Source organism: Streptomyces sp. NPDC058086 (assembly GCF_042885015.1).
Classification (GTDB): domain Bacteria; phylum Actinomycetota; class Actinomycetes; order Streptomycetales; family Streptomycetaceae; genus Streptomyces.
On sequence record NZ_JBHVST010000046.1, the window covers coordinates 1 to 18,840 of the forward strand.

General features: G+C 73.3%; 14 protein-coding genes and 1 riboswitch. Of the genes, 1 reads left to right on the forward strand and 13 read right to left on the reverse strand.

Annotated elements, in window-relative coordinates; translation table 11 throughout:
- Nucleotides 1-143: 143 nt before the first annotated feature.
- Genes cobC through cobM form a run of 6 tightly spaced genes read right to left on the reverse strand, consistent with a single transcriptional unit; the run spans nt 144 to nt 6,512 of the window.
- Nucleotides 144-1,223, reverse strand: coding sequence for an Rv2231c family pyridoxal phosphate-dependent protein CobC (cobC, locus tag ACFVWD_RS30440; RefSeq protein ID WP_389600707.1), 1,080 nt, complete (start codon nt 1,221-1,223; stop codon nt 144-146).
- Nucleotides 1,213-2,148, reverse strand: coding sequence for a sirohydrochlorin chelatase (locus ACFVWD_RS30445; RefSeq protein ID WP_385375586.1), 936 nt, complete (start codon nt 2,146-2,148; stop codon nt 1,213-1,215). Before ACFVWD_RS30445 ends, cobC begins: the two co-directional genes overlap by 11 nt.
- Nucleotides 2,145-2,747, reverse strand: coding sequence for a precorrin-8X methylmutase (locus ACFVWD_RS30450; RefSeq protein WP_389600802.1), 603 nt, complete (start codon nt 2,745-2,747; stop codon nt 2,145-2,147). The genes ACFVWD_RS30445 and ACFVWD_RS30450 overlap by 4 nt, the downstream gene beginning before the upstream one ends.
- 5 nt (nt 2,748-2,752) lie before the next feature.
- On the reverse strand, nt 2,753-4,444 hold the full coding sequence (gene cobJ, locus ACFVWD_RS30455; RefSeq protein ID WP_389600710.1) for a precorrin-3B C(17)-methyltransferase: 1,692 nt from the start codon (nt 4,442-4,444) through the stop codon (nt 2,753-2,755).
- Complete coding sequence (gene cbiE / locus ACFVWD_RS30460) at nt 4,441-5,691, reverse strand: precorrin-6y C5,15-methyltransferase (decarboxylating) subunit CbiE (protein ID WP_389600712.1); 1,251 nt, start codon at nt 5,689-5,691, stop codon at nt 4,441-4,443. The genes cobJ and cbiE overlap by 4 nt, the downstream gene beginning before the upstream one ends.
- Entirely contained in the window at nt 5,688-6,512 is an 825-nt protein-coding gene (gene cobM, locus ACFVWD_RS30465; RefSeq protein ID WP_101405897.1) for a precorrin-4 C(11)-methyltransferase, read from the reverse strand. The genes cbiE and cobM overlap by 4 nt, the downstream gene beginning before the upstream one ends.
- Before the next feature lie 119 nt (nt 6,513-6,631).
- Here cobM and ACFVWD_RS30470 point away from each other — a divergent pair, with 119 nt between their 5' ends.
- Nucleotides 6,632-7,366, forward strand: a complete 735-nt coding sequence (locus tag ACFVWD_RS30470) for a ZIP family metal transporter (RefSeq protein WP_389600714.1) — start codon at nt 6,632-6,634, stop codon at nt 7,364-7,366.
- Between the two features lie 11 nt (nt 7,367-7,377).
- Here the strand turns inward: ACFVWD_RS30470 and cobI are convergent, their stop codons facing one another.
- Genes cobI through ACFVWD_RS30505 form a run of 7 tightly spaced genes read right to left on the reverse strand, consistent with a single transcriptional unit; the run spans nt 7,378 to nt 18,417 of the window.
- Nucleotides 7,378-8,127, reverse strand: coding sequence for a precorrin-2 C(20)-methyltransferase (cobI, locus tag ACFVWD_RS30475; protein ID WP_389600716.1), 750 nt, complete (start codon nt 8,125-8,127; stop codon nt 7,378-7,380).
- The gene (locus ACFVWD_RS30480) at nt 8,124-9,671 is read right to left on the reverse strand and encodes a cobyrinate a,c-diamide synthase (protein WP_389600718.1); all 1,548 of its coding nucleotides are present in this window, start codon (nt 9,669-9,671) and stop codon (nt 8,124-8,126) included. Before ACFVWD_RS30480 ends, cobI begins: the two co-directional genes overlap by 4 nt.
- Nucleotides 9,671-10,270: a cob(I)yrinic acid a,c-diamide adenosyltransferase gene (gene cobO, locus ACFVWD_RS30485; RefSeq protein WP_099940688.1), complete on the reverse strand. Its 600-nt coding sequence runs from the start codon at nt 10,268-10,270 to the stop codon at nt 9,671-9,673. Before cobO ends, ACFVWD_RS30480 begins: the two co-directional genes overlap by 1 nt.
- Nucleotides 10,270-12,309 carry a putative cobaltochelatase gene (locus tag ACFVWD_RS30490; protein WP_389600720.1) on the reverse strand — a complete coding sequence of 680 codons (2,040 nt, stop codon included), beginning with the start codon at nt 12,307-12,309 and terminating at the stop codon, nt 10,270-10,272. Before ACFVWD_RS30490 ends, cobO begins: the two co-directional genes overlap by 1 nt.
- Entirely contained in the window at nt 12,306-15,959 is a 3,654-nt protein-coding gene (cobN, locus tag ACFVWD_RS30495) for a cobaltochelatase subunit CobN (protein ID WP_389600721.1), read from the reverse strand. The genes ACFVWD_RS30490 and cobN overlap by 4 nt, the downstream gene beginning before the upstream one ends.
- Nucleotides 15,956-17,464, reverse strand: a complete 1,509-nt coding sequence (locus ACFVWD_RS30500) for a cobyric acid synthase (RefSeq protein WP_389600723.1) — start codon at nt 17,462-17,464, stop codon at nt 15,956-15,958. Before ACFVWD_RS30500 ends, cobN begins: the two co-directional genes overlap by 4 nt.
- Nucleotides 17,461-18,417, reverse strand: a complete 957-nt coding sequence (locus tag ACFVWD_RS30505; protein WP_389600725.1) for a cobalamin biosynthesis protein — start codon at nt 18,415-18,417, stop codon at nt 17,461-17,463. The genes ACFVWD_RS30500 and ACFVWD_RS30505 overlap by 4 nt, the downstream gene beginning before the upstream one ends.
- Before the next feature lie 99 nt (nt 18,418-18,516).
- Nucleotides 18,517-18,659, reverse strand: a riboswitch (cobalamin riboswitch).
- Between the last annotated feature and the right edge of the window lie 181 nt (nt 18,660-18,840).

An 18,840-nucleotide genomic window follows, 5' to 3' on the forward strand; every position in this document is an offset into this window, starting at 1 on the left:
GGCGCTGCGCGCATCTTCAGCCCGTCCGGCGTTTGAGGACGAGGCCGTTCAGGCCGATCGGGGGTTTGGGGGCGGAGCCCCCAAGTAGGGATGGGACGGGTAGGGGCGGCGGGGGCGAGACAGCCCCCTGCCGTACCCGGCCCTCATCGACCAGCCACCACCACCGCCCGGTCCAACGCCTGGAGGAACCCATTGACCGTGATCCGGTCACGTACGGCCAGGCGGAGCCAGTCGTCCCCCAGCCCCGGAAACGTGTCCCCACGCCGCACCGCGAACCCGAGCCCCCGCAACTGACGCCGCACCACCGTCGCCCGAGGCAGCCGAATCAGCACGAACGGCCCCTCGGCGGGTTCGACGACCCGCAACCCGTCGGGCTCGAACTCCCTGAGCCCCGCGACGAGATGGGCCCGGTCGGAGCCGACCCGCCGGGCCGCGTGGGCGGCCTCCGCGAGCGCCCGGGGCGACACGCACACCTCGGCCGCCGCGAGGGCGGGCGTGGAGACGGGCCAGAGCGGCTGCGCACGGGACAGCTCACGGATCGTGCCGGGCGCGGCCAGGACGTACCCGATCCGCAACCCCGCCAGCCCCCACGTCTTCGTGAGACTGCGCAGCACGACAAGCCCGGGGATGTCCGTCCGTCCGGCCAGCGCCTCCCGCTCACCCGGCACCGCGTCCATGAACGCCTCGTCGACCACCAACGTCCGCCCGGGCCGGGCGAGCGCGGCGATCGCGGCCGCCGGGTGCAGCACGGACGTCGGATTGGTCGGGTTGCCGATCACGACGAGGTCCGCGTCCTCGGGTACGGCCGCGGGGTCCAGCCGAAAGCCGTCCGACTCACGCAACAGCACCCGGTCGACCGTGTGGCCGGCATCCCGCAGCGCCGCCTCCGGTTCGGTGAACTGCGGGTGGATCACCACCGGCTGACGGACCTTCAGCGCGCGGGCCAGCAGCACGAACGCCTCCGCCGCCCCCGCCGTCAGCAGCACCCGCTCCACGGGCACCCCGTGCCGCGCCGCCACCGCGGCCCGCGCGGCCCGCCCGTCCGGGTAGGCCGCGAGCCCGTCCAGTGACGCGGCGACGTGCTCGCGCAACCACGCCGGAGGTGTGTCCGCACGGACGTTCACGGCGAGATCGGTGAGTGCGGAGCCGTCGTCCCGCACCTCGGCGTCCCCGTGGTGCCGCAGATCGTGCGCGTCGCCCCCGTGCACGCCCTCAGTGCGCATGCGCGTGCCCGCCGTGGTGGTGCCCGTGGTGGTGTCCGTCGTGGTGGTGCCCGTCGTCGTCCGGGTGGAAGTGCGGCTGCTGGGGGAGGCCCACCTTGTCCTCGAAGCCGGGCAGCGCGATGCGGTAGACACAGGAGTCGCAGTTCATCCGCAGGTCTCCCTTGACGGCCTCCCGGTACCGCTCCATGACCAGGTCGAGCAGCTCCGGCTCGGGTCCGATGACCTCGGCCGACCGCACCTCGACGTCCGGGTGCGCGGCCGCCCAGCCCTCGGTCTGCTGCCGCACCCGGTCGGGGAGGATGCCGGTGAACAGGAAGTACGGCAGCACCACGACCCTCCGCGCGCCCAGCTTCACACAGCGGTCCAGACCCGACGGGACGTCCGGCGCCGCCAGCGACACGAACGCCGTCTCGACGCCCGCGTACCCACGCCCCTCCCACAGCAGCCGCGCCGCCTTGTGCACCTCGGCGTTGGCGTCCGGGTCGGTGGAGCCGCGCCCGACGAGCAGCACGGTGACGTCGGACCGGTCCTCCGGCGTACGGGCCGCGGAGCCGAGCGCCTCGTCCAGCCGCCGTTCGAGCACCGCCAGCAGCGACGGGTGCGGGCCCAGCGGGCGCCCGTACGTGTACGAGATCCCGGGGTGCCGCTCCTTCTCGCGGGCCAGCGCCGCCGGGATGTCCCCCTTGGCGTGCCCGGCGGACACCAGCATCAGCGGCACGGCGGCGAACCGGCGTACCCCCTGCTCGACCAGTTCGGTCACGGCGTCACCCAGCGGCGGCGGCGACAGTTCGATGAACCCTCCGGCGACGGGCAGTTCGGGGTGACGGCGCCCCAACTGCCGTACGAAGTCGCGGAAGGCCTCGGCTCCGGCCTCGTCCCGGGTGCCGTGTCCGGCGATGAGCAGGGCGGGGGGCGGGGTGGTCACGAAAGCTCCTTGGTTGCGGGGTGGTACAGCAGGGCGTTGAGCGCGGCGGCGGCGACCGCCGAGCCGCCCTTCTCGGACACGTTGCTGACGGCGGGCAGTCCGCTCTCGCGCAGCGCGGCCTTGGACTCGGCAGCGCCGACGAAGCCGACGGGCAGCCCGATGACGAGCGCCGGGTCGGCGTCGAGGGTCAGCAGCTCCTCCAGCGCGGTCGGCGCACAGCCGATCACCCAGAGCGCGCCGGGCCCGACGTCCTCGTACGCGAGCCGGATCGCGTGGGCCGAACGGGTCAGCCCCGGGCCGGACTTGGCGTCTTTGAGGCGGCAGACGGTGTCGCGGCGCGTGATGCCCGCCGCGACCATCTCCACGTCCACCACGACCGGCGCCCCGGCGTGCAGCGCCGCGTGCGCCTTCGCGAGGGCGCCCTCGTCGGTGACGAGGTCGTCCGCGTAGTCGAGGTCGGCCGCGGAGTGGATGACCCGCTCCACGACCGCCCGCGTCAGCGGCGGGAAGCGCGAGGTGTCCAGGCGGGCACGCAGCCGCCGGAAGGACTCCTGCTCGATGGGGTGCACGACCCGGTTCTCCGGGAACACCTGGCTCACTCGGCTCACTTGGGATCCTCCTGCCAGCGGTAGCCGCGCGGTGTCACCATGCGCCCGGCGATCTCACGCGTCGCCGTGTTGCCCACGGTCACGACGGTCATCATGTCGACGATCGCCGGATCCAGGGACCCCAGCGACGTCACCCGGCTCGACTCGTCCGGCCGGGAGGCGTTGCGGACGACCCCGACCGGCGTCGTCGGTTCCCGGTGCTCGGAGAGGATCGCGAGCGCCTTCGGGAGCTGCCAGTCGCGGCCCCGGCTGCGCGGGTTGTAGAACGTCACCACGATGTCCGCCTCGGCCGCCGCCCGCACCCGGCGCTCGATGACCTCCCACGGTGTGTGCAGGTCGGAGAGGCTGATCGACACGTGGTCGTGGCCCAGCGGCGCGCCCAGGATCGCTCCGGCCGCGAGCGCGGCGGTCACGCCCGGCACCCCGACCACGTCGATGTCGTCGGACGCCTCGGCCAGCGCCGGTGACGCCATCGCGTACACGCCCGCGTCGCCGCTGCCGATCAGTGCGACGGCCTGCCCGCGCCGCGCCTCGGCCACCGCCGTGCGCGCCCGCTCCTCCTCGGCGCCGAGCCCGGACTCCAGGATCCGGGTGCCGGGGCGCAGCAGATCGCGGATCTGGTCGACGTACTGGTCGAGCCCGACGAGCACGGACGCCCGCCGCAGCTCCTCCTTCGCCCGCGGGGTGAGCAGGTCACGGGCGCCGGGTCCGAGCCCGACCACCGCGAGCCGCCCGCGTGCCACGCGGCGCACGACGGCACAGGTGGCCATCGCGGGCTGTCCGTCCGCCCGCGTCGACTTCCGCTTGGGTACGAGGAGTTCACCACCGCGTACGAGGGCGGCGGCCTCCGCCACGGACGGGGTACCGACGGCGGTGAGCGGAGCGTCCGAGGGGTTCGGCACGTCCACCGTCGCCAACTCCTCGGCGGTGTACGTCACCACGGGCACCCCGAGTCGTTCGGCGGCCTCGACGATGCCGGGCTCCTCGGCCTTGGCGTCGACGGTGGCCAGCTCCGCGACGGACTTCGGGGACAGCCCGGCGTCACGGAGTACGTCCTCGACGAGACCGAGGACCTCCGCCACCGGGGCGCCCTTGGACGCGCCGACCCCCACCACCAGGGAGGGCGGCCGCAGCAGCACTTCGCGCTCGCCGGGCGCCACGGCCCGGTCGGTGACACGAATGCCGTACACGCCCTCCGGCGCGACCGGCAGGGGCGGCAGCGGCCACGCCAACTCGGCCCGCAGGGCGACGGGTTCGCCGTCCAGCAGCGCCCGGGTGACCGCGGCGACCTCCCCCTCCACGGGGAAGCCGAGCGTGTCGAGTCCCGGCACTGCGACCGCGTCCGTCGCCGTCGTCACCACCGGCTCGGCCCCGAGCAACTCGCCCACCTCGCGGGCGAGTTCATTGGCGCCGCCGCCGTGACCGCCGACGAGCGACACGGCGAACCGCCCGCCCTCGTCCACGCACACGACCCCCGGGTCGGACGTCTTGTCGCCCAGCAGCGGTGCGATCAGCCGCACCACCGCGCCCGTGGCGAGGAAGCACACCAACTGGTCGCACTCCGCGAAGGCCCGCCTGACGGCGTCCCCGACGGACCCGTCGTACACCCGCGTACGGGTGGGCCAGGCCGCGGCCAGCCGGTCACAGGCCGCCGCGCCCGCCGCCGTGGCGGAAATCAGGCCGATCACTGGAGGACTCCTTCGGTACGCGCCGGAGGCCGGACGCCCCACAGCAGAAAAACGGGGTTGGTGGCCGCGAGCCGGGTGACGTTCCCGGGCAGCGGCGCGAGCCGGGAGGACTGCAGCAGTACGCCGTCGCAGTCGAACCCGGCGGCGGTGAGCGCCTCCCGGGCCGCCGGCACCCGGTCGAGCGCGGCCATGGCGACGACGACGGCCCGCCGGGCCCGCCGTGCGCAGACGGTCACGATGGCGGGCAGCTCGCGCCCCCCGCCGCCGATGAACACGGCGTCCGGATCGTCCAGGTCGGACAGCACAGTCGGCGCGGCCCCGTGCACCACCCGGACGTCGACGCCGTGCGCCTCGGCGTTGGCGAGGATGCGGTCGCAGCCGTCCCGTGTCTTCTCGATCGCGGTGACGGCGGCCCCGAACCGCGCGCACTCGACGGCGACGGACCCGGAGCCCGCGCCGACGTCCCAGACCAGCTCGCCGAGGCGCGGCCCGAGCCGGGCCAGCGCCAGCGCCCGCACCTCGAACTTGCTGATCATCGAGTCGCGGTGGGCGAACTCGCGCTCGTCCAGGGCCCACCGGTCGGGTCCGGCCGGGGGACCGGCGACCGTCCGCACGGGGGCGAGGGCCCGCGACTCGTCGAGGCACAGGACGACACTCACCGCCGTACCCCAGTCGCGGGCCGCGGCCTGAGCCGGGGTGACCCGCTCGACACGCTCGTGTGCGGGGTCCCCGAGGGCGCTCGCCACGACGAGGACGCGCCCGGCGGAGCGGTGGGCGAGGGCGGCGCCCAGCTCGGCGGGCCCGGAGCCGGGTCCGGTCAGCACCGCCACCTTCGGGTGGGAGCGGCAGACCTGGACGGCCGTGCGCAGCGCGCGCCCGTGGGCGCTCACCACCACCGCGTCGTCCCAGGGCAGCCCGAGCCGCGCGAAGGCGGTCGCGACGGACGAGACACCGGGGCGCACGTCCAGCCGCTCGGCCCCGAACCGCTCGGCCAGCGCCCGCACGATCCCGAAGAACCCGGGGTCACCGGAGGCGAGCACGACGACGCGCCGCTCCTTTTCCAGGCATCCCTCGATCGCGTCGAGGGCGGGCGCGAGCGGCCCCAGGACGATCCGCTCCACCGCGTCGGGCAGCCGCGCCGACGCAAGGTGCCGTCGGGCGCCCACGACGAGCCCGGCATCGGCCAGCGCGTCCGAGGCGTCCGTGGACAGCGGTGCCCCCGTCCCCGTACCGAAGACGGTGATCACGACGGGCTGCCCTTGCGGGCCGCGCGCAGCTCCGCGCGCGCCTGCGGATCGGCCCTGCGGAAGCCGTGGAAGTGACCGGGGTGGTAGAGGTGCGAGCGGGTGCCGGTCGCGTCGAGGGCGGGGCCGACCAGGAAGAGGGTGTGCTTCCAGAGCTTGTGCTCCTTGACGGTCTCCTCCAGCGTCTCGATCGTGCACTTCACGATCAGTTCCTCCGGCCAGGTCGCCTGGTAGGCGACCACGACCGGCGTGGACGTCGGATAGCCGCCCTCCAGCAGTTCCCGTACGAGCTGTCCGCTGCGGGCGGCCGACAGGAACAGCGCCATGGTCGTGCCGTGCCGTGCGAACTCCCGCACCTCCTCGCCGGGCGGCATGGGCGTCTTGCCGCCGCCGAGCCGGGTGAGGATCACGGACTGCGCTACCTCGGGGATCGTCAGCTCGCGCTGGGCGAGCGCGGCCACGGCGGAGAAGGAGGAGACGCCGGGAATGATCTCGGTCTCGACGCCGAGGTCCGCACACCGGTCCAGCTGCTCCTGCGTACCGCCCCACAGGGCCGGGTCGCCGGAGTGGATGCGGGCCACCTTCAGCCCCTCCGCCGCCGCCCGCTCGTACACGGCCACGACGTCCTCCAGGGACATCGTCGCCGAGTCCAGGATCTCCGCTCCCTCGCGCGCGTGCTCGAGGACCTCGGCCTGCACCAGGCTGGCCGCCCAGATCACGACGTCGGCCTCGGCGATGGCGCGCGCGGCGCGGAACGTCAGCAGGTCGGCGGCGCCGGGCCCTGCCCCGACGATGGTCACCTTGCCGGTGGGGGCATCGGCCATGGGAATCGGTCCTCTCCTACGGATGTATCGGGTGCTGCGAGAAGTCAGTGGGCGCGTCGGTGGGCGCGCGGTTGTCGCCGGATGTGCGCGAACGGGGTGCGATCGGATACGAAGGGCTCATGGCGGTCTTCGTCGCGCTCGGCGCGTTCCTGATGACGCTGGCCGGCGGCTGGACGGCACAGCGGGTCACCGACCGCCGCCACCTGGTGCTGGGCCTGGCGGGCGGGCTGATGCTCGGCGTGGTGGGTCTGGATCTGCTTCCGGAGGCGCTGAAGGCGGCGGGCGAGGAGGTGTTCGGCGTACCGGCGGCCCTGCTGCTGTTCGTCGCCGGGTTCCTGTTGGCCCATCTGGTGGAACGTCTGCTGGCCGCCCGGCAGGTCGCGCACGGCGGCGAGGAGCACGACGGACGCGCGCCCGAGGTGGGCCTGACGGCCGCCGCGGCGATGGTCGGGCACAGCACCATGGACGGCGTCGCGATCGGCGCCGCCTTCCAGGTCGGCGGCGGCATGGGCCTGGCGGTCGCGCTCGCGGTGATCGCCCACGACTTCGCGGACGGCTTCAACACGTACACGATCACGAGCCTGTACGGGAACGCGCGCCGCAAGGCGATCACGATGCTGTTCGCGGACGCGGTGGCCCCGGTGGTCGGCGCCGCCTCGACCCTGTTCTTCACCATCCCGGAGCAAGCGCTCGGCGGCTATCTCGGCCTCTTCGGCGGCGTACTGCTGTACCTGGCCGCCGCCGAGATCCTTCCCGAGGCGCACCACGAGCACCCGGCCCGCTCGACCCTGCTGTGCACGATCGCGGGAGCGGGGTTCATCTGGCTGGTGGTGGGGCTCGCCGGGAGCGGGTGACTTTCCGGGGCTCACAGTTTCCCGCCGCGTTTGCCGTCCCGCCGGGCGGGTGCGATGAGGGTGGAGAGGTACGGCAGCGGCTCGCCGTCGAGGTCGGCGGCGGGCCGGATGGACTCGCCCTCCAGTCCGAGCGCGGACCCCCACACGGCGTCGTCGAGCCGCCCCGTCACCCGCAGCGCCTCAGCGACCTCGTGCGCCTGCCGCCCGAACTTGTACGCGACGACGGTCCCGGGCCCGTTGAGGGCGTCCTTGAGCACGGCGGCCCCGGCGGTCACCGGCACGAGGGTGAGCGGCTCCGTCCCTTCCGTGAGCACGGCCCCGGAGCGTGCCGCCAGATCCTGCATGGCGGTGATACCGGGCACGGTCTCGACGACCGTGCCGGGCACCAGTTCCTCGATGGTCTGCGCGAGATAGGTGAAGGTCGAGTACACGTTCGGATCGCCGATGGTCGCGAAGGCGACGGACGCGTGCCGCCGGAGCAACTCCGCGACCCGCGCGCCGGCCGCGTCCCAGGCGGCCTCGCGCCGCCCCCGGTCGGTCCGCTCGTTGAGCGCGAACACGACGCGGACGACCTTCTCCTCGGGCACGTAGTGCAGGACCGTGGCCTCCGCGCGCCCCCGCTCTCCTCCGTCCATTCCATCAGGCGCGGCCATCACCGGCACGACCACGACCTCGGCGGCGCGCAGCGCGTTGACGCCCTTGACGGTCACCAGCTCCGGGTCACCGGGGCCGACCCCGATTCCGATCAGCTTGCTGCTCATGACGTCCGGCACCTCTCCACGAACCGACGGGCGACACCGGGCTGTGACGCCCAGTGCGTGTGCACATAACTCGCGTGCACACCTTGTTGTACGAAACCTTCGACGCGCCGCTGAGGGGCGCGCACCCCCCAGGCGGGAGCCGCCCCGGCGCCCGGCTCGACGAGGGTCCGATGGAACTCGTGCCCCCGCATCCGCGTCCCGGCGACGGCGAGCACGCTGTCACTCACGGCCACGGCGTCCCGATAGCCCAGGGTGAGCCGCTCACTCATCCCGGCCGAGACGTCGAGCACCCCGCACATGGGCTGCCCGTCGAGCTCGCGAGAGAGATACAGCAGCCCGGCACACTCGGCGGCGACGGGCGCTCCGCCGAACGCCAGCTCGGCCACGGCCTTGCGCAACGGCTCGTTGGCGGACAGCTCGGGCGCGTACACCTCGGGAAACCCGCCACCGATGACCAACCCGCCGGTACCGTCCGGCAGTTGTTCGTCCCGCAGAGGGTCGAAGGTGACGACTTCGGCTCCCGCGGCGGTCAGCAGCTCGGCATGCTCGGCGTAGGAGAAGGTGAAGGCGGCCCCTCCGGCGACGGCGATTCGGGGCGCCGCACGCAGCCCGGTCCCGCGATCTTTCAGCCCGTCCGGCGTTTGAGGACGAGGCCGTTCAGGCCGATGGCGGGGGTCTGGGGGCGCCCCGGGGGGGGGGGGGGGGGGGGGGGGGGGGGGGGGGCCCCCCCCCCCCCGGGTTGATGGGGGTCCCCCCTGCTCGAGCGAAGCCGAGAGCTTGGGGGAGGGAAGGGGCGGCGGGGGCGAAGAAACGACAGCCGCAGCCGCATCCCAGGCCGCACCCGACAGCGCGGGCGCGCTCCGCGCCAACGCGAGCAGCCCGTCGAGATCGCACCCCTCCCGCACCTGCGAGGCCATGGCGGCAACGGACTCGACCGCTGCCGCGTGCCGCTCGGCAACGGGCACCAGTCCAAGATGCCGCGACGGCGTCCCCACCTGCGCGGCGCGCCGCAGCACCCCGAGCACCGGCACCCCGGATTCGTCCAGAGCCTCCCGCAGCATCTCTTCATGCCGCGACGACCCCACCTTGTTGAGAATCACCCCGGAAACCCGCACCTCGGGATCCCAGGAAGCGAACCCGTGCACCAGCGCGGCCACGGACCGGGACTGCGACGACGCGTCGACGACCAGCACCACCGGTGCCCGCAGCAACTTCGCCACCTGCGCCGTGGACGCGAGCTCACCCTCCCCGGCGGCCCCGTCGTACAGCCCCATCACTCCTTCGACGATCGCGAGATCGCACCCGCGCGCGCCGTGCGCGAACAACGGCGCGATCAGCTCCGTACCGCACAGATACGCGTCGAGATTCCGCCCCACGCGCCCGGTGGCGAGCGCGTGGTACCCGGGGTCGATGTAGTCGGGCCCCACCTTGTGCGGGGACACGGCGAGCCCCCGTGAGGCGAAGGCCGCCATCAGCCCCGTGGCAACGGTGGTCTTGCCGCTCCCGGACGAGGGCGCGGCGATGACCAGCCGAGGGACGGACATCACCACTCGATACCCCTCTGGCCCTTCTGGCCGGCGTCCATCGGATGCTTGACCTTGGACATGTCCGTCACGAGATCCGCGAACTCGACGAGCTTCTCGGGAGCGTTGCGCCCGGTGATCACGACATGCTGGGTCCCGGGCCGGTCCCGCAGCACGGCGACGACCTCGTCGACGTCCACCCATCCCCAGTGCATGGGGTAGGCGAACTCGTCCAGCACATACAGCTTGTACGTCTCGGCGGCGAGGTCCCGCTTGACCTGCTCCCAGCCCTCGCGGGCCTTCTCCTCGTTGTCCATCTGGGAGTCGCGCTGCACCCACGACCAGCCTTCGCCCATCTTGTGCCAGTCGACGGACCCGCCCTCGCCACAGGCGCCGAGCACGCGCAGCGCGTTCTCCTCCCCGACCTTCCACTTCGCCGACTTGACGAACTGGAACACCCCGATGGGCCACCCCTGGTTCCAGGCGCGCAGCGCCAGCCCGAAGGCGGCGGTGGACTTGCCCTTCCCGATCCCCGTGTGCACCACGACCAGCGGCCGGTTGCGGCGCTGACGCGTCGTCAGTCCGTCCTCCGGTACGACGCTCGGCTGCCCCTGCGGCATTACGCGGCCCTCCTCGAAGTTCCCTGCACATCGCGCACGAGCCCGGCGATCGCGTCGGCCCGCAACTCGTCCAGCGTCACCGCCGTGCCGCCCAGTTCACCCGCGAGCCGCCCCGCGAGTCCGAGCCGCACGGGCCCCGCCTCGCAGTCGACGACCACGGAGGCGACCTGGTCGGCCGCGAACAGCCGCGCCGCACGTTCGGCGAGCGCGACGGGCTCAAGGCCACCGGTGGCTCGACCATCCGTCACCACGACGACCAACGGCCGTCGCGCCGCATCCCGCAGCCGCTCGACCCGCAGCACGTCGTGCGCGCGCAGCAGCCCGGCCGCCAGCGGCGTCCGCCCACCCGTGGGCAGCGACTCGAGGCGGGCGGCGGCCGCGTCCACGGACGAGGTGGGCGGCAACGCCACGTCGGCCGAGGACCCCCGGAAGGTCACGAGCCCCACCTTGTCCCGCCGCTGGTACGCGTCGAGCAGCAGCGACAGCACCGCGCCCTTGACGGCACTCATCCGCTGCCGCGCCGCCATCGACCCGGAGGCGTCCACCACGAACAGCACGAGGTTGCCCTCACGCCCCTCCCGGGTGGCCTGGCGCAGATCGTCCCGCCGTACGACGAGACCGCGCCCCGACCGCCCCCGCGCCCGCTGATGGGGCGCCGCCGCCCGCACGGTCGCCGCCAGGTGCAGCTTGGTGAGCGTCCCTCGGGGCCGCCGCGACCCGGTGGTCCGCCCGTGCTCGGTCCGCGCCCGCGAACGCCGCCCGGCCGCGCCCTCGCCGAGCCCCGGCACGCTCAGCACCTTCGTGCGAAAGGGTTCGGCGGCTCGTACGGGGGACTGCTCGCCGGCGCCCTGCGCGGCCGGCGCCTGCCCGTCGTCCGAGGGCTCGCCCTGCGCCGGGACGTCACCGGCGGGAGAGTCGCCGTCCGGCCCGTCCTGAGGTGGCTGCCCACCCCCACCGGGCCCGTCCGGATCCGGGTCCCCGTCCGGATCGTCGTCGGAAGAACCCTCCTCGGAAGAACCCTCGTCCGATCCCCCGAACTCCTCCAGCGTCTCGTCGAGCTTGTCCTCGTCGAGCCCCGGCGCGTCGAAGGGGTTGCGCCGCCGCCGGTGCGGCAGCGCGAGCAGCGCGGCCTGACGTACGTCCTCCGCCAGCACTTCGGTCCGTCCCGCCCACGCGGCGAGCGCGGTCGCGGTCCGTGCCATGACGATGTCGGCCCGCATGCCGTCCACCTCGAAGGCCGCGCAGGTCGCCGCGATCTGCCGCAGCGCCGGGTCCCCGAGCCGCACGGACGGCAGCAGCTCCCGCGCCGCCACGATCCGGGCCCGTACGGCGGACTCCTCGTCGGCCCAGCGCGCCGCGAAGCCCGTCGGATCGTCGTCGTAGGCGAGCCTGCGCCGCACGACCTCGACCCGCTGGTCGGGCTCCCGCGAGGCGGCCACCTCGACGGTCAGCCCGAACCGGTCGAGCAACTGCGGCCGCAGCTCGCCCTCTTCGGGGTTCATGGTCCCCACGAGCAGGAAGCGTGCCGCATGCCGTACGGAGACGCCCTCGCGCTCGACGTACGAGGCGCCCATGGCGGCGGCGTCCAGCAGCAGGTCGACCAGGTGGTCGTGGAGGAGGTTGACCTCGTCGACGTACAGGATCCCGCGGTGCGCGTCGGCCAGCAGCCCCGGCTCGAAGGCCTTCACGCCCTCCGCGAGCGCCCGCTCGATGTCGAGCGCGCCCACGAGCCGGTCCTCGGAGGCGCCGACGGGCAGCTCGACCATGCGGGCCGGCCGGGTCTCGAACGCGCCCGGCTCGTGCGGGCCGTCGGGACACGCCGGGTCGGGCCCGGCCGGGTCGCACGAGAACCGGCACCCGGCGACGACGTCCACCCCCGGCATGAGCGCCGAGAGGGCGCGTACGGCCGTGGACTTGGCCGTGCCCTTCTCACCGCGGACGAGCACACCGCCCACGGCGGGCGACACGGCGTTCAGCAGCAGCGCGAGCCGCAGGTCGTCCTGGCCGACCACGGCCGTGAACGGGAACGGGGTACTCACTGGTCGTCGCCCTCCAAGTCGCCTTCGAGCTCCAGATAGGTGGCGCGCAGCCGCTCCAGCGTGTCCGCGTCCGGCTCGGCCCACAGCCCCCGGTCGGCGGCCTCGAGCAGCCGTTCCGTGATGCCCCGCAGCGCCCACGGGTTGGACTTCTTCATGAAGTCCCGGTTCTCCGCGTCGAAGACGTACTCCGCGCTGAGCTTCTCGTACATCCAGTCGTCCACGACCCCGGCCGTGGCGTCGTACCCGAAGAGGTAGTCGACGGTCGCCGCCATCTCGAAGGCGCCCTTGTAGCCGTGCCGTCGCATCGCGGCCATCCAGCGCGGGTTGACGACCCGGGCGCGGAAGACGCGGTGGGTCTCCTCGCCCAGCGTGCGGGTCTTCACCTGGTCGGGTACGGCCGAGTCGCCGACGTACGCCTCCGGGCTCGCGCCCGTCAGGTGCCGGACCATCGCGACCATGCCGCCGTGGTACTGGAAGTAGTCGTCGGCGTCGACGAGGTCGTGCTCACGGGTGTCGACGTTCTTCGCGGCGACGGCGATCCGCCGGAACGCGATCTCCATGTCCCCGCGCGCCGCCCGCCCGTCGAGCCCGCGCCCGTAGGCGTAGCCGCCCCACACCGCGTACACCTCGGCGAGGTCGGCGTCGGAGCGCCAGTTGCGGGCGTCGATCAGGGGGAGGAGACCGGCGCCGTACGCGCCCGGCTTGGAGCCGAAGATGCGGGAGGTGGCGCGGCGCCGGTCGCCGTGCTCGGCGGTGTCCTCGTCGGCGTGCGCGCGGACGTAGTTGCGGTCGGCGGGCTCGTCGAGCTCGGCCACCGCGCGCACCGCGTCGTCGATCAGGCCCACGACGTGCGGGAACGCGTCCCGGAAGAAGCCGGAGATGCGGACCGTGACGTCGATGCGCGGCCGGCCCAGCTCCTCCAGGGCCACCACGTCGAAACCGGTCACGCGGCGCGAGGCGTCGTCCCAGACCGGGCGGCAGCCGAGCAGCGCGAGGATCTCGGCGATGTCGTCGCCCTGGGTGCGCATCGCGGACGTGCCCCAGACCGTCAGACCGACGGACTTCGGGTACTCGCCCGTGTCCTGCAGATACCGCTGCACCAGGGAGTCGGCGAGCGACTGCCCGACCTCCCAGCTCAGCCGGGACGGGATCGCCTTGGGGTCGACCGAGTAGAAGTTGCGGCCGGTCGGCAGGACGTTCACCAGCCCGCGGGTCGGTGAACCCGACGGGCCCGCGGGGACGTAACCGCCGTCCAGGGCGCGCAGGATGTGGGTGATCTCGTCCGTCGTCCGGGCCAGGCGCGGTACGACCTCACAGCAGGCGAACTCCAGCACCGCGACGGCGTCGGGGAGTTCGACGCCGAGCACCTCCCGCACGAGAGCGGTGCTCTCGGACGTCACCCAGCCGCGCTCCTCCATGCCCTCCGCGATCCGGCGGCACAGCTGCTCCAGCAGGTCGATCGCGTCGGCTCCGGTCCGCGCCGGGCCCTCGACGAGGTCCGTCAGCTCCACCGGCACCTTCACCGGCGCGCCCGGCTCGGCGAGCAGCTCCTTCTCGACCAGCCCGAAGTACTCGGCGAGGCAGGCCCGCAGACCCGGCAGCGCGTTCGCGGTGCCGCCCCACACCTGGGAGGCGCGCAGCACGGCCAGCACGAGGTTGACGCGCGGTTCGGCCTCCGGACCGCCGCCGAGGATGTGCAGACCGTCGCGGATCTGCACGTCCTTGATCTCGCACAGATAGCCGTCGATGTGCATCACGAATTCGTCGAAGTCGCCGTCGTCCGGCTGCTCGTCGACATGCAGGTCGTGGTGCAGCTCCGCCGCCTTGACCAGCGTCCAGATCTGCGCGCGGACCGCCGGGGCCTTCGTCGGGTCCAGGTCGGACACCAGCGCGTACTCGTCGAGGAGCTGCTCCAGCTTCGCGAGGTCGCCGTAGGTGTCCGCGCGGGCCATCGGCGGTACGAGGTGGTCGACGACCGTGGCGTGGCCGCGCCGCTTGGCCTGGGTGCCCTCGCCGGGGTCGTTGACGATGAAGGGGTAGATGAGCGGGAGTTCACCGAGGACGGCGTCCGGCGCGCAGCCGCCGCTGAGCCCGAGGCCCTTGCCCGGCAGCCACTCCATCGTGCCGTGCTTGCCCATGTGCACGACGGCGTCGGCGCCGAAGCTGTTCTCGAGCCAGCGGTACGCGGCCATGTAGTGGTGCGACGGAGGCATGTCCGGGTCGTGGTAGATCGCGATCGGGTTCTCGCCGAAGCCGCGCGGCGGCTGGATCATCACGACGACGTTTCCGAACTGGAGGGACGCCAGGACGATGTCGTCGCCGTCCACGTACAGGCTGCCCGGGGGCTCGCCCCACGTCTCCAGCATGCCGTCGCGCAGCTCGGGGTCGAGCTTGTCGAACCACGCCCGGTAGTCGGCGAGCGGCACACGCGCGGGCGCGGCGGCCAGCTGCTCCTCCGTGAGCCACTCGACGTCGTGGCCACCGGCGTTGATGAGCCGGTGGATCAACTCGTCGCCGTTGTCGGGGTGCCCTTCGACGACGTACCCGGCGTCCCGCAGGGCGTCGAGCACCCGTACGGCGGAGGCGGGCGTGTCGAGGCCCACCGCGTTGCCGACCCGGGAGTGTTTGGTCGGATAGGCGGTGAAGACGAGGGCGAGCTTCTTGTCCGCGTTCGGCTTGTGCTTCAGCCGGGCGTGCCGTACGGCGATTCCGGCGACGCGCGCGGCCCGTTCGGGGTCGGCGACGTAGACCGGCACCTCGTCGGGCCCCTGCTCCTTGAAGGAGAAGGGGACGGTGATCAGACGGCCGTCGAACTCGGGGATCGCGACCTGCATCGCCGCGTCCATGGGGGAGAGGGCGGCGTCCGACGCGTCCCAGGCACTCCTGGACGAGGTCAGACAGAGCCCTTGCAGCACGGGGACGTTCAGGTCGGCGAGCGCGCCGATGTCCCAGGCCTCCTCGTCGCCGCCCGCGGACGCCTCCGAGGCGTGCGTGCCGCCCGCCGCGAGCACGGTGGCGACCAGGGTGTCCGCCGTGCCGAGGATCTCGTACAGGCCCGCGTCCGCGCCGCGCAGCGAACCGCAGTACACGGCCAGCGCGTTGGCGCCGCGCGCTTCGATCGCGTCGCACAGCGTGTCCACGAACGCGGTGTTGCCGGACAGCTGGTGGGCCCGGTAGAAGAGCACGCCGACGGTCGGGCGGCCCTCGACGAACGTGCGCTCGCCGTGGACGCCGTACTCCGGCATCTTCCGCGGCTCCTCGAAGCCCTCACCCGTCAGCAGCACGGTGTCGGAGAGGAACCGGGCCAGTTCGGTGAGATTGTCCGGGCCGCCCTCGACCAGGTAGCGCAGCGCCTCGGCGACGACACCGGCGGGCACCGACGACTCCGCCATCAGTTCGGCGTCGGGTACGGACTCCCCGCCGAGCAGCACGGTGGGAATGCCCGAGGCCTTGAGCTTCCGCAGGCCCTCCTCCCAGGCGCGCTTGCCGCCCAGGAGTCGTACGACGGCGATGTCCGCGCCCTCGACGAGGGACGGCAGTTCGCCCTCGGCATCCACCCGGGTGGGGTTGCCGATCCGGTACGGGGCGCCGGAGGCACGTGCCGCCAGCAGATCGGTGTCGGCGGTCGACAACAACAACACTGTGCTCATGCGGGCGCTCCCGGTGGAATGAAAGGCAGTCCTTGCGGCGCGCCCGACTCGATGAGCCGCCACAGCGCGTCCGTGTCCGCGTGTTCCTCGATCAGATCGCCGAGCCGGTCGAGTTGCTCCTCGCGCAGCGCCGCGAACGACGTGTCGGCGGCCGGCACGAAACGACGGCCCGCGGCGGCCGCCACCTCGCGCAGGAAGGCGCGCCGGAAGCCGTCCGACTCCAGCGAGCCGTGCCAGTGCGTGCCCCAGACGGCACCGACCCGGCAGCCGTCCAAGAACGGTTCACCGCCCGTCACATCGGCGACGCCGTGATGGATCTCGTAGCCCTCGACGTGCTCGCCGAGCGCCTCCCCGACGGGCCGGGTCAGGGTCTTCTCGCGTGCGAACCGCACCCGGACGGGCAGGAGCCCGAGTCCGTCGACGTGACCGGCGCGCGATTCGACCTCGTCCTCGATGTGCTCGCCGAGGACCTGGAAGCCGCCGCAGATGCCCAGTAGGGGCCGCCCCTCGGCGGCTCTGCGCAGGATGGCGTCCGCGAGTCCGCGCTCGCGCAGCCACTCCAGCGCCTTCACCGTCCCCCGGGTGCCGGGGACGACGACGAGGTCGGCGTCGGCCAGCTCCTCGGCCCGGTCCACGAACCGCACGACGACACCCGGCTCGGCGGCCAGCGCGTCCACGTCCGTGAAGTTGGACATCAGCGGGATCGCGCAGACGGCGACGCGCAGCACGTCCTCGCCCACGGGGGAGGTCACCCGGGACTCCCGGACCGCTCCCCGCAGCGACACCCGCAGCCCGTCCTCCTCGTCGATGCCGAGGCCGTGCCGGAAGGGCAGGACGCCGTACGTACGCCGCCCGGTGAGGCCTTGGAGCATGTCGAGCCCCGGCTCGAGCAGGGAGACGTCCCCCCTGAACTTGTTGACGAGGAACCCGGCGACGAACTCCTGGTCCTCGCGCGACAGCAGCGCGACCGTCCCGAAGAACGAGGCGAACACACCCCCGCGGTCGATGTCGCCGACGACGAGCACGGGCAGCCGCGCATTGCGCGCGATCCCCATGTTCACGATGTCGGTCCGCCGCAGATTGATCTCGGCAGGACTGCCGGCCCCTTCACAGATCACCGCGTCATACGTGCCCCGCAACTCGGCGAGGCAGTCCAGCACGGTGGTGAGGAGGGCTTCCTGCCGCCCGCCGTGGTAGCCACGGGCGGTCATCTCGCCCACGGGCCTGCCCATGAGGACGACCTGACTGCTCCGGTCGCTGCCCGGCTTGAGCAGCACGGGGTTCATGAGCGCGGTCGGCTCCACCCGGGCGGCCTGTGCCTGCATGGCCTGGGCGCGCCCGATCTCGGCGCCCTCGCGGGTCACGAACGAGTTCAGGGACATGTTCTGCGCCTTGAAGGGCGCGACCTTGACGCCGTGGCGCACCAGCCACCGGCAGATCCCGGCGGTCACGACGCTCTTGCCGGCGTCGGAGGTGGTCCCGGCGACAAGCAGCCCGCCGCTCATGACGTACGCCCCTTCCTGAGAAGCCTCTGTACGAGCAGCCGCCCGCCGGCACTCACGCCGAGGGCGAGCCAGCCGACACGTCGTGACAGCCGGACGGCCCGTTCGATGTCGTCGACGTGCACGGCGCGCCCGGCGCCGTTGAGTTCGGGCCGGTGCTCGACGCGGCCTCCGTAGGAGAGGGTGCCGCCCAGACGCACCCCGAGCGCCCCCGCGAACGAGGCCTCCACGGGCCCGGCGTTGGGGCTCGGATGCTTGACGGCGTCGGCGCGCCAGGCTCGCAGGGCACCTCGTGGACTGTCACCCGCGAGGGCTGCGAGCACGGCGGTGAGGCGAGCCCCCGGCCACCCGGCGACGTCGTCGAGCCGAGCCGAGGCCCACCCGTACCGCCGGTACCTGGGCGACCTGTGACCGACCATCGCGTCAAGGGTGTTGACGGCCCGAAAGCCCACGAGCCCCGGGACTCCGCCCACGGCTCCCCACACCAGGGCGCCCACCACGGCGTCGGAGGTGTTCTCGGCGACGGACTCGACCACGGCGCGCGCGATGCCGTCGGCGCCGAGGGCCTGGGGATCGCGCCCGCACAGATGCGGCAGCCGCTCCCGGGCCGTCTCGATCTCCCCGTCCGCGAGGGCGTCACCGATCGCCCGGGCCTCCCGCCCGAGCGTGGTGCCCCCGACGACGGCCCAGGTGGCGGCGGCTGTCAGCGCGACGGACGCGGCACGCGAGGGGCGTACGGCACGGGAAGCTACGGCGGCGAGTCCGGCGGCACCGCCCACACACACGGCGGTGTGCAGCGCGCCCCAACCGCGGTGGTCCCGCCACAGCACCCGCTCCACGGCGCCCGCGCTCCGCCCGAACGCGGCGACCGGATGCCCCCGGCGGGGATCGCCGAGCAGCAGGTCACCGAGGAGTCCGGCGGCGGCGCCGTACGCGAAGACGCGATCGGCAGGCACGGGGTCAGCCGACCGTCAGGTCGGGTGGAACCGTCGCTCGCAGGGCACTTGGGCAGCCGCGCATGGCGTTATGTCCTCACTCAGGGTGTCCACGCCCTGGTTCGACGAGACCGGCGGGGAGAGTTCCTGGCTCCCGGGGAGTTCCTTCCCCGGTCACAGTGGCGGGACCGCGCCGGATTCACACCGGCTTCCTCTTCTGTCGCCGTACTTGGCTCCGGCAGTCCACCACGGGTTGGAAGACCCGTCAACTTGCTGTTGACCTGCGCGGGGAGAGTGTGCGAAGGCCCACATACAGGTGGGGTGGGGGGCGGGGTTGGGGCCCGCCCCCCCCCCCAACAGGTGGCCGGGGTTGGTTTTTTTGGGACGATAAAGGATTATACAGTAGCCCCCCCCCCCCCGCCCCCCGCCCAAAAAAACAAGATA

Bases quoted from the DNA above. Each gene is read 5' to 3' on its own strand.
- cobC (WP_389600707.1), bottom strand. From the start codon at position 1,223: ATGCGCACTGAGGGCGTGCACGGGGGCGACGCGCACGATCTGCGGCAC.
- cobM (WP_101405897.1), bottom strand. From the start codon at position 6,512: ATGGCCGATGCCCCCACCGGCAAGGTGACCATCGTCGGGGCAGGGCCC.
- ACFVWD_RS30470 (WP_389600714.1), top strand. From the start codon at position 6,632: ATGGCGGTCTTCGTCGCGCTCGGCGCGTTCCTGATGACGCTGGCCGGC.
- cobI (WP_389600716.1), bottom strand. From the start codon at position 8,127: ATGAGCAGCAAGCTGATCGGAATCGGGGTCGGCCCCGGTGACCCGGAG.
- ACFVWD_RS30480 (WP_389600718.1), bottom strand. From the start codon at position 9,671: ATGTCCGTCCCTCGGCTGGTCATCGCCGCGCCCTCGTCCGGGAGCGGC.
- cobO (WP_099940688.1), bottom strand. From the start codon at position 10,270: ATGCCGCAGGGGCAGCCGAGCGTCGTACCGGAGGACGGACTGACGACG.
- cobN (WP_389600721.1), bottom strand. From the start codon at position 15,959: ATGAGCACAGTGTTGTTGTTGTCGACCGCCGACACCGATCTGCTGGCG.
- ACFVWD_RS30500 (WP_389600723.1), bottom strand. From the start codon at position 17,464: ATGAGCGGCGGGCTGCTTGTCGCCGGGACCACCTCCGACGCCGGCAAG.